The organism is Qaidamihabitans albus (assembly GCF_016464705.1).
GTDB lineage: Bacteria > Actinomycetota > Actinomycetes > Mycobacteriales > Pseudonocardiaceae > Qaidamihabitans > Qaidamihabitans albus.
In genome coordinates this window covers 282,015-294,408 of record NZ_JAEHOB010000006.1, presented here as the reverse complement: position 1 = coordinate 294,408, position 12,394 = coordinate 282,015, and the positions used below count along the sequence as shown (strand labels likewise).

Sequence of the window (12,394 nt, the reverse complement as noted above, 5' to 3'; positions counted from 1 at the left end):
TCCCTCCGGGGATCCGAGCCGGTGCGGGCCGGCCATCCGTGGCGGCCGGCCCGCACGGGCTGCTCATGCGGCGACGAGGTCCGGTGCGACGTAGTTGTCGTAGAGCGCCTTGGTGTAGGCGAACCGCATCTCCGCGCCCCATCGGACGAACTTCAGGCAGCGTTGCTGGAGTTCGGGTGTGTCGGCGTGGTCGAGCACGATCTGGAAGCCGCGCTCGCCGTGCACCTCGTCCGAGGTGATGTGCAGGTCGAAGAACTCGATCTCGTCCTCGGTGAAGCCGTACACGCCGCGCAGCGGGATGATCTGCTTCTTGTAGATGCTCGGCACCTGTGATTCGAGGCCGACGACGAGCGCCGCGGTGGCGACGGCGAAATGCTCGCGCATCGATGTCGCGTAGCACCATGCCTGCAATCCCCGCGTCACCGCGTTCATGTTGTCCGGGTTCTCGACCCGCTCGCGCGTGGTCCCGCACGCCTCCGCGAAGCGGATCAGCAGGTCGGTGTGCCGGATGTCGGCGAGTTCCTCCTCGTACATGTTCTGCAGCAGGAAGTCCTTCGCGCCGGTGTACTGCTCCGGCGTGTTGCCGTAGATGTAGCCGAGGTAGTCGGCGAACGGGCCGACGTAGTGGAAGTGGTTCTCCGCCCAGCGCGCGAAGTGATGCCGCTGGAGATCGCCGTCCGCCCAGGCCTTGCTGAAGGAGGCGTTCTTCGCCTCGCGTCCTTTGATCGCATCCTCGAGTGCGGCGCGGAATTCCGCCTGCGGGAGAAGCTCGGTCATGTCATCACCTTCTGGCCGTCGGGTCTGCTGCCGTAACCAGAAGCTACGGAGGTGCAGGTGACGCCCTCCACGGACAGAGTGCACAGGAGTTCCCGCGATCTCCTGTGCACGCTGTGGGTGGGTCAGCGCTGCTTGTGCGCCATCAGGCCGAGGGTGAGCAGCAGCCGGTCCCGGGGCTCGGCGACCTTGCGGCCGGTCACCGACTCGATCCGCTGCAGCCGGTAGATGACCGTGTTCCGGTGGCAGTACAGGCGCTGCGCGGCGTGGGTGGGCGAGCCGCCACTCTCGATCATCGCCTCGAGCGTCTCCAGCATGGTGTCGCGCTCCTGCGCGGGAAGCCGCAGCAGGTCGCGGAAGGCGGCCTCCTGCAGCCGCGGCATGAGCTGCGGGCTGCCGACAAGCAGTGCCTCCGGCAGCCGGTCGTCGAGCATCGCGACGCCGAACTCGCTCAGCGTGCGCGCGGCGGTGTGCGCCAGCGTGTAGGCGTCGCCGACCTCGGCGAGCGAGTGGATCACCGGCGAGGCGCCGACCCGGCCCGCGACCGCGGGCTCCAGGGCGTCGAGTACGGCGGCGGGGGAGCGCTCGCCCAGTGCGACCAGCCCGACGATGTCCGCCGGGCGGACATGCCACGACGACACGACGCCCTGCGTGGCGAGCACGTCCCGGGGCGAGCGCAGCGGGTCGTCGCGGGGTGAGTCGACCGGGGCCACGACGACGAGCATCGGCGTGTCGGTGGGCAGCCCGAGCGCCGCCGCCGCGTCCGCGGCCAGCGCGGGGTCGCCGCCACGCCCTTCCAGCAGCGCGTTGAGGAACGCATGCCGCCTGCTCAGCTCCTGGCTGCGCAGCCGGGACTCCTCCAGCCGGTAGGCGTCGACGAGCGCGGAGGAACTCGAGTCGATCACCCGCCACACGTATGCCGCCGCGTCGAGCAGAGCATGGTCGTAGCGGCCGTCGAAACGCTCGCGCGAGGTGGCCAGCAGCCCCTCCCAGATCACCCGCCCGCCGAGCCGGTAGGCCCGCAGCACCGCTTCGAGCGGCACGCCCTGACGCGCCCGGACCCGGCCGGTCTCTATCGACGTGTCCTGCGGATCCGCGCCATCGGGCACGTTCGCGCCAAGAGACTGGATGCCTCGCTCGATGTTGCCGCGCAGGTTCTCCCGCAGCTCGTCGGGCGCGGACACACCGAGCTGGGCGTAGGCGGGCTCGCACTGGAGCACCATGAGCGTCAGCCGGTCCGCGAGGCTCTCCAGGTTGTCCAGCAGGACGCGGCTGAGAATGTGCAGCGCGTCCTTGGCAGGTCCGGAGGACTCGGCGGTCGCCGAGTCGTCCGCCGTCGATCTCATGGGCAGACAATTGCACGGAGCGCTGCATCGCGTCCAGCCAATCCGGGCGCGGAGCCCATAAATCCGGGTCATCTTTGGGCGCGGCGCCTATGGCCCGGATTGGGCGCCGCGCATCAGTCTTAGGGACCTCCGCTGTGTCGGACGACACGCGGCATTCCATCCACCCAACGTCGGGAGGCGCGGCTGTGACGTCGCCGGGAGTATCCGAGACGCGCTATCTGGGCACGCGAACCGATCCGGCGCCGCTCTTCGCGGCCACCGGCGTCACGGTCCGGTTCGGCGGCCTCACGGCGCTCGACGACGTCTCGCTCGCCGCGCTGCCCCGTGAGGTGCACGGGGTCATCGGTCCCAACGGTGCGGGCAAGACCACCCTGTTCAACGTCTGCTGCGGCTTCGTGCGGCCCGATGCGGGAACTCTGAGCTGGCGGGGCCGCGAGATCGGCGACCTGCGCCCGCACCGGCTCGCGGGCATGGGCATCGCCCGGACGTTGCAGGGGCTCGGACTGTTCCGGGGCCTGACCGTCGTGGAGAACGTGATGGTCGGTGCCGACCGGTTCCACCGTTCCGGCTTCCTGTCCGGCCTGTTCGCGCTGCCCCGGTCGACCGCGGACGAGCGGCGGCTGCGGGAGCGGGCGTGGCACGCGATGAGCGAAGCCGGGGTGGCCGGCTACGCCGCTGCCTACCCCGGCAGCCTGCCGTATCCGGTGCAGAAGCGGGTGGCGCTGGCCCGCGCGCTGGCCACCGAGCCGGACCTGCTGCTGCTCGACGAGCCGGCGAGCGGCCTCGGCCACGACGAGATCGAGGAGCTGGGGGCCTTCGTCCGCGGGCTCACCGAACGGATGGCGGTGATTCTCGTCGACCACCACATGGACCTGGTGATGTCGGCCTGCGACCGGATCACCGTGCTCGACTTCGGGCGGGTCGTCGCGGCAGGCAGCCCCGGCGAGGTCCGGGACGACCCGGCCGTCATCGACGCCTATCTCGGCGAAGCGGCCGACCGGGGAGGAGAGCATGACTGACGAGGCGACGCTCGAGGTACGCGATCTGACCACGCGGTACGGCCCCGTCACCGCGCTCGACGGTGTGAACGTACGGGCCAGGCCCGGCGAGATCACCGCGGTGCTCGGCGCGAACGGCGCCGGCAAGACCACCCTGCTGCGCAGTATCTCCGGCCTGGTCCGCGGCACCGACGGCAGCGTGCTCCTCGGCGGGCGCGACATGAGCAGGGCACCCGTCGAGGCGATCGCGCGGGCGGGCGTCGCGCACGTGCCGGAGGGCCGCGGCGTGATCACCGAGCTCACCGTCGAGGAGAACCTGCGGCTCGGCGACCTGCTGGGCGCCACCCGCCCGCAGCGCAGGCACCGGCTGGACGGCGTCTACGAGATGTTCCCCGCGCTCGCCGAGCGGCGTCGCCAGGAGGCCAGCTCGCTCTCCGGCGGCGAGCGGCAGATGCTCGTGATCGGCAGGGCCTTGCTTTCCGGCCCCGAGGTGCTGCTGCTCGACGAACCGTCGCTCGGGCTGGCGCCGCGCATCGTGACGCAGCTCTTCGGCCTGTTGCGCGACCTCGTCGACCGGGACGGTCTGACGGTGCTGCTCGTGGAGCAGAACGCGCGCAGCGCGCTGGCGATCGCCGACACCGGGTTCGTGCTCAACCTCGGCCGCGTGGTCGCCGCCGACGCCGCGGACACCCTCGCCGCGGACGACGAGCTGCGCCACGCCTACCTGGGCTTCTGACGCTCGCGGTCCCGCGAAGGACAGCTCTCTCTGCGCGGTTCATCCAAGGAGGACAAGCAAGACGATGCAACAGTTCCTGAACGTCACCCTCGGCGGGCTCAGCCAGGGCGCCATCTATGCGGCCTTCGCGCTGGCGCTCGTGCTGATCTGGCGTGCCACGAGGATCATCAACTTCGCGCAGGGCTCCATGGCGATGTTCAGCACCTACATCGCGCTCGTGCTGATCGAGAGCGGGCAGTCCTACTGGGCCGGCTTCGCGGCCGCGCTGCTGGCCGGACTCGTGCTCGGGGCGCTGATCGAGCGGGTGGTGATCCGCCCCGTCGAAGGCGGCCCCGAGCTCAACGCGGTGATCGTGACACTCGGCCTCTTCGTGGCGATCCAGGCGCTGGCGGCGATCCTCTTCGGCGCCAGCTTCGAGTCCTTCCCGGCCCCCTTCGGGCTGAGCGGGTTCAGCGTGGGCGAGTTCACCGTCGCGTTCACCCCGTTCAGCGCCTTCGTGATCGGCTCGGTTGTCGTCGTGATGCTGGCGCTGGTGGCGCTGTTCCGGTTCACCGACATCGGGCTGCGCATGCGTGCCTCGGCCTTCAACCAGGAAGTGGCCCGGCTGCTCGGCGTCCGGGTCGGCAACATGCTGACGCTCGGCTGGGCGTTCGCCGCGGTGGTCGGCTCGCTCGCCGGCCTGCTCATCGCCGGCGGCAACCTGGTGCACCCGGCGTACATGGATCCGGTCATCGTCTACGGTTTCGTTGCCGCCGTGCTCGGGGGGCTGGAGAGCCCGGCGGGCGCGGTGGTCGGCGGCCTGCTGATCGGGCTGGCACTGTCCTATGTGAGCGGTTACCTCGGCAGTGAGCTGGTGACGCTGGCGGCCCTGGGCATCCTCGTGGCGGTACTGCTCGTGCGACCGCACGGGCTGTTCAGCCGGACGACGGCGAGGCGGGTGTGATGAGCGCGCCGACCGCGGCCGCCCGCCGCTTCCTGCCTTCCTCCGTGTTCGGCCGCAACCTGCTCACCGTGCTGGTCGCGCTGGTCGCGGTGGTGCTCGTGCTGGAGCTGACGAGCCCGTTCCGCAACTCACAGCTGGCCACGATGTCGTACTACGCCATCGCGGCCGTGGGCCTGACCGTCCTCACCGGACTCAACGGGCAGATATCCCTGGGGCACGGCGCCCTGATGGCCGTGGGCGCATACACCACCGGCCTGCTGCTGGAGAACGAGGCGATGCCGTTCCCCGTGGCGATGCTCGCCGCGATGGTCGTCACCGCGGTCGCCGGAATCGTGGTCGGTGCGGCGGCCGCCCGCCTGCACGGCCCGTACCTGGCCGGCGCGACGCTGGCGCTGGCCGTCGGCGTGCCCGGGATCGCGATCTACTTCGACGGCCTGCTCGGCGGCGAGCAGGGCCTGCGCATCTCCTCGCCGACGCCGCCCGACTGGTTCGCCGACGCGATGTACTTCCTCACCGCGGGGGAGATGACCAGCGCCCGCTACCTCGCCTACATCGGCTGGGGGACGCTGCTGCTGGTCGTGCTGCTGCTGGCGAACCTGATCGCCGGCCGCTACGGCCGGATCTGGCGCGCGGTGCGGGACGACGAGATCGCCGCCGAGCTTGCCGGGGTCCGGCTCGGCCGGATGCGGGTGCTCGCGTTCGTGGTGAGCGCCGCGTGCGCCGGTCTCGCGGGCGCCGTGCTCGCGATGGTGGTGCGGCTGGCCGCGCCGAGCGGGTTCACGATCGTGCTTTCGCTGGCGCTGCTCACCGCCGTCGTCGTCGGCGGGCTCGGCAGCCTCGGCGGTGCGCTGCTCGGCAGCGCGCTGCTGGTGTTCCTCCCGCCCGCCGTGACCGACATCGGAACGGACCTCGGCATGTCGGGGGTTCAGGCCGCGCAGCTCGCGCCGTTCGTCTACGGCGTGGTGCTGGTGGTCGTGATGCTCGCCGCGCCGGGCGGGGTGATGGGGATCGTGCGCAGGCTGCGGCACGCCGGGCGCCGTGCCAGGGGGCGCGGCGGTCCGTCCCGGCCGGCGGCCGGGAAACAAGGCGTCGGGGCAACCGATCAAGGAGGACGAGGATGAGCAAGCGGGTGAGACGCCGCGGTGCGGGCATCGTGGCGGTGGCCACGGCAGTGGCGGTGATCGCCTCGGCGTGCGGTGCGGGCGGCAGGCCGGACGAGAACGAGGGCGGTGCCGCCGAGGTCGGCGTGACCGAGGACAGCGTCAAGGTCGGCGCGCACTTCCCGCTGACCGGGGTGGCGGCGCCGGGGTACAGCGCCATCCCCACCGGTGCCAAGGCGTACTTCGACTACGTCAACGCCAACGGCGGGGTGCACGGGCGCACGATCGACTACGTCTTCCGGGACGACGCGTACAACCCCACCAACACCAGCCAGGTGGTCAACGAGCTGGTGCTGCAGGACGAGATCTTCGCGATGGTGGGCGGCCTCGGCACCCCGACCCACAGCGCGGTGCTGGACTTCCTGAACAGCAACGGCGTGCCGGACCTGTTCGTGTCCTCCGGATCGCTGTTGTGGGACCAGCCGGAGAAGAACCCGATGACCTTCGGCTGGCAGCCGGACTACGAGGTCGAGGGCAAGATCATCGGCCAGTACGTGAAGCAGAACTTCCCGGACGCCAAGGTCGGGCTGTTCCTGCAGGACGACGACTTCGGCGACGACGGCGAGAAGGGAGCGCGGGCCTACATCGACGACCAGATCGTGGCCGCCGAGCGCTACGCGCCGGGCAACACGGACGTGGCGCCGCAGATCGCCGCGCTGCAGGCGTCCGGGGCGGATCTGGTGATCGGCTTCAACGTGCCGTCCTACACCGCGCTGAGCCAGCTCACCGCGATGCGGTCGAACTACGAGCCGCAGTGGATCTACAGCAATGTCGGCTCGGACCCGGCGCTGGTGGGTTCGCTGCTCGGGCGTTTCTCCGAGGGCAAGGTGACCGACGCGAGCATGCTCGACGGCGCGATCACCACCGAGTACCTGCCCGGCGTCGACGAGGCGGACAACCCGTGGACCCAGCTCTGGCAGCGGATCTGGGACGAGCACGGCGGTGAGGGCGACCTCAGCAACTACCGCATCTACGGCATGTCCCAGGCGTACACGTTCGTCCAGGCGCTGCAGGCCGCCGGCCCGGAGCCGACCCGTGAGGGCATCGTCGACGCACTGGAACAGGTCGGCCAGGACCTGCAGGGACCCGCGCTGGTGCCGTACCGTTACTCGCCGGACTCGCACGCCGGCCTGTCCGGGGTGAAGGTCGTCCAGATCACCGGCACCACGACGAAGGAGCTGAGCCCGGTGATGGTCACCGACAACGGGGACGCCGAGATCACCGAGTACACGGAGGAGCACGCGCCGCCGCCGGAGAACGGCATCCCGAACGTCGAGCCGGTCGGCTGATCGTTGTCCGGTGCGGGCCACGCCGGCGGCGGCCGGGTGGCCCGCACCGGGTCCGGGCCGCTCAGCTGAGGCCGAGAGCAGCGGTGAGCAGGCGGGCCGCGCTCCCGCCGGTCTCGACGGCCAGGTCGATCGCGGCCGGCACGTCGAGGTCGGTGCCCAGCAAGCGGCGCAGCCGCTCGATCTCGCTCTCGCGAGCCTCCAGCGGGCGGCCGGCCGCGCGGTGCAGGCTCTCCAGCCGGGTGGCGGCCCGGTCGAGCAGGTCCGGGGTGTAGTCCCAGCCCTGCGCCCACGGACGGTCGACGATCATGAGGCGGACCACCGGCGCCGGATGTCCGGCGAGCAGGTTCTTCACCAGCACCAGGTTGCCTGCCGACTTGGCCATCTTCGCGCCGTCGACGGTGACCGTGCCCGCGTGCAGCCAGGCGCGCGCGTACGGCGCCACGCCGGTGAGCGCCTCGGCCATCGCCGCGTGGTAGGCGTGGTGCGGGAACCGCAGGTCCGCGCCACCGGCGTGGACGTCGACGCCGACGCCGAACACCGAAAGCGACATCGCGACGCATTCGGCGTGCCAGCCGGGACGGCCGGGACCCCACGGTGAGTCCCACGCCGGATGCTCCGGCTCGGCGGCCTGCCACACCGCGACGTCGAACGGGTCCTCCTTGGCCTGGTCGTCGGGCCGCCCGCCGTACTCGCGGGCCAGCCGCAGCGCCTCCGCCTCGGCCAGCCCGCTGCGGTCGAGCACGGCACGGCCACGGAAGTAGACGCTGCCCTCCCGCACGTACGCGCTGCCGCTCTCGGCGAGCGCACCGGCGAGCCGGATCACCGGGTCGACGTAGCTGTGCGCGCGCGGCTCGTGGTCGGGGGCGCGCACGTTGAGCGCGGCCATGTCGTCCTCGAACCGGAACTGCTGGAAGGCCGCGAAGTGGTCGTAACGGACCCCGGCCTGCTGTGCCGCGGTGTCCAGGACGTCGTCGATGTCGGTGACGTTGCGGCACACGACCGGTTCCACCCCGAGCACCCGGAGCACGCGGCTGAGCGTGTCCACCCACACGAACGTGCTCGCGTGTCCGAGGTGGGTCACGTCGTACGGGGTGATGCCGCACGCGTAGACCCGGGCGCGGTCGAGCAGGCTCACCCGCCGGCCGGCGAGCGTGACGCCGGTCGCGCCCGCAGCCGGGCGGCGCCTGGTCATGGACTCGATCATCATGGCCCTACCGTCCCACGCGGCGTCCCCGGCGGCCACTGTCCCGTGCCCTCTCGCGTGCCCGGCTCGTGAGTGCGTAACAGTGTTCTAACTCGGGTAGGCACTCACGAGCCGACCACCTCGTGCGCGAGCGCGACCAGGTCGGCGATCGCCGGATGCCCGGGGGCACGCCGCCAGGCGAGCACCACTGGAATGCCGGGCGCGCCGGTGAGGGGTACGAAGGCCACCCCGGGATAGGAGTGGATGCGCGCGGTCGCCGAGGTCGTGACCCCGACGGCGCGGCGGGCCGCGATGGCGGCGAGCCAGTCGTCGGTGTTGGCCACGGGCAGCGTCCGCGCCGGCCGCAGCTCCGGCGGCCACAGGTCCAGGGTCGTCACTCCCGAGACGTGGTTGACGGCCACGGTCTCACCGGTGAAGTCCGCCAGGGTCAGCGACTCCCGCCCGGCGAGCGGGCTGCCGGTGGGCACGGCGGCCACCCGCGACTCGGTCATCAGCGGCTCGGTGACGAGCCCCGCCGCGCGGACGGGGCCGCGCAGCAGCGCCACATCGACCTTGCCGCCGGTCAGGCCCGCGGTCCGGTCGTCGATGCGCAGCAGTTCGAGCGGTGTGTCCGGGTGCCGCTGCTCCCACCGCCGCAGCAGCTCGGCCGTGTGACCGCCCACGGCCGCCCAGGCATGCCCGAACCGCAGTGGCCACGGGAACAGCCTTGCAGGATCGAGTGCGTCGTCCACCGCCGCGACGGCGGCGGCCGCCTTGTCCCGGAACGCGTTGCCCTCGGCGGTGAGCGCGAGACGGTGCGTGGAGCGGTCGACGAGCCGGACGCCGAGATGTACTTCGAGCTGGCGCAGGGTGCGGGAGACGGCGGGCTGCGTGAGATGCAGCCGCTCGGCCGCGCGGGTGACGTTGCCCTCCTCGGCGACGGCGAGGAAGCAGCGGAGATGGCGCAGCTCAGCGGTCATGCGTGCCAAGCATAACGGGAGCTGGATCGGCATTTCACACCGCGATCGCGGCTGCCTAGCGTCCAGGTCATGACCGAGGTTTCGACCCGCGCGGCGCGGCGAGCACAGCCGGGCGCGGTCGCGCTGGTGCTCGGCGGCGCGCTGTCGCTGCAGTTCGGCGCGGCGCTGGCCGCGCTGCTGTTCCCGCGCGCAGGCGCGCTCGGTGTGGTGACCCTGCGGCTGGTGTTCGCGGCGGCACTGATGCTGCTCGTCTGCCGGCCGCGGTGGCGCGGGTACACCAGGGCGGACTGGGCGCACGTCGCCGCGTTCGGGGTGACCCTCGGCGGCCTGAACACGCTGTTCTATCAGGCCATCGAACGGATCCCGCTCGGCGCGACCGTGACGCTGGAGGTACTCGGCCCGCTCACGCTGTCGGTACTGGCCTCGCGCAGGCTCGCCAGCCTGCTGTGGGCCGTGCTGGCGCTGTGCGGGGTGTTCCTCCTCGGCCGCGGCGGGTTCGCCGAGCTCAACGCCGCGGGAGTCGCCTTCGCGCTCGGCGCGGGGGCGCTGTGGGCCTGCTACATCCTGCTCAGCGCCCGGGTGGGCGCGCGCTTCGCCCGAGCCGACGGGCTGGCGCTGGCGCTGACCGCGGGCGCGGTGCTGAGCCTGCCGCTCGGCGTGGCCGCCGCGGGTCCCGCCCTGCTCGACCCGGTCACGCTCGGGCTCGGCGCGGTGGTGGCCCTGCTGTCGTCCATGCTGCCGTACACCCTGGAACTGCTGGCGCTGCGCAGGCTGCCCGCCGCCACCTTCGCCGTGCTGATGAGCCTCGGGCCCGCCGTCGCGGCGCTGGCCGGTTTCCTGGTGCTGCACCAGCTGCTCTCCCTCGTCGAGACGATCGGCATCGGTCTGGTGATCGCCGCGAGCGCCGGTGCGGTGCGGATGCGTAGAGTCGAACCCCGTGGAAGAGCTGCGGGACCTGCTGGGCAGGGCGGCGGCCACCGCCGCGGGGTACCGGGCGGGCCTGCCGGAACGTCCGGTGGCGGGCCCGGTCGATCAGGAGGAGCTGCGCGCGGCCTTCGGCGGCGCGCTGCCGAACGAGCCCAGGCCGCCCGGTGAGGTCGTCGACGAGCTGATCCGGGTGGCCGGTGGCGGCCTGGTCGGCACCGCGGGGCCGCGCTTCTTCGGCTTCGTCATCGGTGGTTCCCTGCCCGCCGCCACGGCGGCGGACGTGCTGACCACCGGCTGGGACCAGTGCGCGTTCAACGCCGTGGTCGCTCCGGCGGCCGTGGCCGCGGAACGGTGTGCGGGGGAGTGGCTCAAGGATCTGCTGGGCATTCCGGGTACGGCGTCCGCAGGCTTCGTGACCGGCGGGCAGTCGGCGAACACCGTCGGCCTGGCCGCCGCGCGTCACCACCTGCTCGCCGAGCAGGGCTGGGACGTCGAGCGGGACGGGCTCGCCGGCGCGCCGCGCCTGCGTGTCGTGGCGAGCGAGGAGCGGCACGCCACGATCGACCGCTCGCTGCGGCTGCTCGGCTTCGGCACCGCGCTGGTGGAGCCGGTGCGCACCGGCCGCGACGGCGCGATCGACGCAGACGACCTGGAACGTGTGCTGGCCCGGGGCGGTGCTCCCCCGATCGTGTGCCTGCAGGCGGGCAACGTGAACACCGGCGCCTGCGACGACCTGCGCACCGGCTGCGAGCTCGCGCACCGCCATCGTGGCTGGGCGCACGTCGACGGCGCGTTCGGGCTCTGGGCCGCCGCAAACCCCGGCACTGCCGCGCTCGTCGACGGCGTGGAGCTCGCGGACTCGTGGGCCTGCGACGGCCACAAGTGGCTCAACGTGCCCTACGACTCCGGGTTCGCCTTCTGTTCCCGTCCCGCCGTGCACGCCGCCGCCGTCGCCTACAGCGCCTCCTACCTGGTCGGCTCGGGCGGCGCAGCGGCGGGCGCGGACTTCACGCTCGAGTCCTCCCGCAGGGCCCGCGGTTTCGCCGTCTGGGCGGCGCTGCGCGAGCTGGGCCGGGACGGCGCCGCCCAGCTGGTCGAGCGCTGTTGCGGGCTGGCCCGCCGCTTCGCCGCCCTGCTGGCGGGCGGCGGGGCGGAGGTCGTCAACGACGTGGTGCTCAACCAGGTGCTCGTCGGATTCGGCGACGACGCCCGGACCGAGCGGATCATCGACGCCGTGCAGCGCGACGGCACCTGCTGGCTCGGTGGCACGACCTGGCGCGGCAGGCGGCTGATGCGCATCGCGGTGTCGAACTGGTCGACCACCGAGGCCGACGTGGAACGCTCCGCCGCGGCGATCCTGCGGGCCGCCGCGGATCAGCCCGGATAGCGCTCGTTGTGCACGACCGCATCGAGCGGCAGCCGGTCGCGCCACCCGTGCCGTTCGAGGTCGGGCACGTCCTGCAGGTGCGTTACGGGCCCGAGGCACAACCACGCCACCGGCCGCACCCCGGCCGGGATGCCGAGCAGCCCGCGCAGGAAGTCCTCGCGGTAGAAGCTGACCCAGCCGACGCCGAGCCCCTCCGCGGTGGCCGCCAGCCACAGGTTCTGGATGGCGAGGCACACCGAGTACAGACCGGCGTCGGCGATCGCGTGCCTGCCGAGTACGGCGGGTGAGCCGCGCTCGGGGTCGTAGGTCACCACGACCGACAGGGTCGACTCGAGGATGCCCTCCACCTTGATCCGGCGGAACGTCTCGGCCCGCTCGCCGCTCAGCTCGGCCGCGAAGGTGTCCCGCTCCCGCCGGACGTGCTCGCGGAACCGTTCCCGGGTGTCCCGGTCCCGGATCAGCACGAAGTCCCATGGCTGGCTCATGCCGACGCTCGGCGCCGCGTGCGCGGCGGAGAGCACGCGCTCCAGCAGTGCGTCGTCGATCGGGGCGCCGGTGAACTCGGCGCGGACGTCCCGGCGCCGCCGGATGAGGTCGTAGAAGTCGGTGGACACGCGCACCGACTCTACGAACCCCCGCTGCGGGCGTATTGACAGGGTTGTGTGACGGCG

Annotated in this window: 12 protein-coding genes; 7 read left to right on the top strand and 5 right to left on the bottom strand. The window is 72.2% G+C overall.

The features are described 5' to 3' along the window. Positions 1-63: 63 nt before the first annotated feature. Both JAP66_RS14865 and JAP66_RS14860 read right to left on the bottom strand, forming a co-directional pair. Entirely contained in the window at positions 64-777 is a 714-nt protein-coding gene (locus tag JAP66_RS14865) for an iron-containing redox enzyme family protein (protein ID WP_199432304.1), read from the bottom strand. A 122-nt stretch (positions 778-899) separates the two neighbouring features. Next, positions 900-2,120 (bottom strand): PucR family transcriptional regulator, encoded by a 1,221-nt coding sequence (locus JAP66_RS14860; protein WP_199432303.1) that lies wholly within the window; start codon positions 2,118-2,120, stop codon positions 900-902. Positions 2,121-2,305: 185 nt separating this feature from the next. Between JAP66_RS14860 and JAP66_RS14855 the strand changes: the two genes are divergently transcribed. The 5 genes from JAP66_RS14855 to JAP66_RS14835 all read left to right on the top strand — a co-directional run bounded on the left by JAP66_RS14855 (position 2,306) and on the right by JAP66_RS14835 (position 7,246). Then, positions 2,306-3,139, top strand: coding sequence for an ABC transporter ATP-binding protein (locus JAP66_RS14855; RefSeq protein WP_372448970.1), 834 nt, complete (start codon positions 2,306-2,308; stop codon positions 3,137-3,139). After that, positions 3,132-3,854 (top strand): ABC transporter ATP-binding protein, encoded by a 723-nt coding sequence (locus JAP66_RS14850; protein ID WP_199432301.1) that lies wholly within the window; start codon positions 3,132-3,134, stop codon positions 3,852-3,854. The genes JAP66_RS14855 and JAP66_RS14850 overlap by 8 nt, the downstream gene beginning before the upstream one ends. A gap of 64 nt (positions 3,855-3,918) precedes the next feature. Then, positions 3,919-4,797: a branched-chain amino acid ABC transporter permease gene (locus JAP66_RS14845; RefSeq protein ID WP_199432300.1), complete on the top strand. Its 879-nt coding sequence runs from the start codon at positions 3,919-3,921 to the stop codon at positions 4,795-4,797. After that, entirely contained in the window at positions 4,797-5,918 is a 1,122-nt protein-coding gene (locus JAP66_RS14840; protein ID WP_199432299.1) for a branched-chain amino acid ABC transporter permease, read from the top strand. Before JAP66_RS14845 ends, JAP66_RS14840 begins: the two co-directional genes overlap by 1 nt. After that, on the top strand, positions 5,915-7,246 hold the full coding sequence (locus JAP66_RS14835) for an ABC transporter substrate-binding protein (RefSeq protein WP_199432298.1): 1,332 nt from the start codon (positions 5,915-5,917) through the stop codon (positions 7,244-7,246). The genes JAP66_RS14840 and JAP66_RS14835 overlap by 4 nt, the downstream gene beginning before the upstream one ends. 61 nt (positions 7,247-7,307) lie before the next feature. On the opposite strand, the gene JAP66_RS14830 is transcribed toward JAP66_RS14835, so the two are convergent. Both JAP66_RS14830 and JAP66_RS14825 read right to left on the bottom strand, forming a co-directional pair. Further along, the gene (locus tag JAP66_RS14830) at positions 7,308-8,453 is read right to left on the bottom strand and encodes a cysteine--tRNA ligase (RefSeq protein ID WP_199432297.1); all 1,146 of its coding nucleotides are present in this window, start codon (positions 8,451-8,453) and stop codon (positions 7,308-7,310) included. Between the two features lie 101 nt (positions 8,454-8,554). Next, entirely contained in the window at positions 8,555-9,409 is an 855-nt protein-coding gene (locus JAP66_RS14825) for a LysR family transcriptional regulator (RefSeq protein ID WP_199432296.1), read from the bottom strand. A gap of 69 nt (positions 9,410-9,478) precedes the next feature. On the opposite strand from JAP66_RS14825, the gene JAP66_RS14820 reads away from it, so the two are divergent. Next, complete coding sequence (locus JAP66_RS14820; RefSeq protein WP_235999001.1) at positions 9,479-10,504, top strand: EamA family transporter; 1,026 nt, start codon at positions 9,479-9,481, stop codon at positions 10,502-10,504. Next, positions 10,410-11,723 carry a pyridoxal phosphate-dependent decarboxylase family protein gene (locus JAP66_RS14815; RefSeq protein WP_235999034.1) on the top strand — a complete coding sequence of 438 codons (1,314 nt, stop codon included), beginning with the start codon at positions 10,410-10,412 and terminating at the stop codon, positions 11,721-11,723. The genes JAP66_RS14820 and JAP66_RS14815 overlap by 95 nt, the downstream gene beginning before the upstream one ends. Here the strand turns inward: JAP66_RS14815 and bluB are convergent. Then, complete coding sequence (gene bluB, locus JAP66_RS14810; RefSeq protein WP_199432295.1) at positions 11,711-12,337, bottom strand: 5,6-dimethylbenzimidazole synthase; 627 nt, start codon at positions 12,335-12,337, stop codon at positions 11,711-11,713. The two genes, JAP66_RS14815 and bluB, sit on opposite strands and share 13 nt — an antisense overlap. Positions 12,338-12,394 lie beyond the last annotated feature (57 nt).

Excerpts from the sequence above, each read along its gene's own strand:
- JAP66_RS14865 (WP_199432304.1), bottom strand. The coding sequence starts at position 777 with ATGACCGAGCTTCTCCCGCAGGCGGAATTCCGCGCCGCACTCGAGGAT.
- JAP66_RS14860 (WP_199432303.1), bottom strand. The coding sequence starts at position 2,120 with ATGAGATCGACGGCGGACGACTCGGCGACCGCCGAGTCCTCCGGACCT.
- JAP66_RS14850 (WP_199432301.1), top strand. The coding sequence starts at position 3,132 with ATGACTGACGAGGCGACGCTCGAGGTACGCGATCTGACCACGCGGTAC.
- JAP66_RS14845 (WP_199432300.1), top strand. The coding sequence starts at position 3,919 with ATGCAACAGTTCCTGAACGTCACCCTCGGCGGGCTCAGCCAGGGCGCC.
- JAP66_RS14840 (WP_199432299.1), top strand. The coding sequence starts at position 4,797 with ATGAGCGCGCCGACCGCGGCCGCCCGCCGCTTCCTGCCTTCCTCCGTG.
- JAP66_RS14835 (WP_199432298.1), top strand. The coding sequence starts at position 5,915 with ATGAGCAAGCGGGTGAGACGCCGCGGTGCGGGCATCGTGGCGGTGGCC.
- JAP66_RS14830 (WP_199432297.1), bottom strand. The coding sequence starts at position 8,453 with ATGATGATCGAGTCCATGACCAGGCGCCGCCCGGCTGCGGGCGCGACC.
- JAP66_RS14825 (WP_199432296.1), bottom strand. The coding sequence starts at position 9,409 with ATGACCGCTGAGCTGCGCCATCTCCGCTGCTTCCTCGCCGTCGCCGAG.
- JAP66_RS14820 (WP_235999001.1), top strand. The coding sequence starts at position 9,479 with ATGACCGAGGTTTCGACCCGCGCGGCGCGGCGAGCACAGCCGGGCGCG.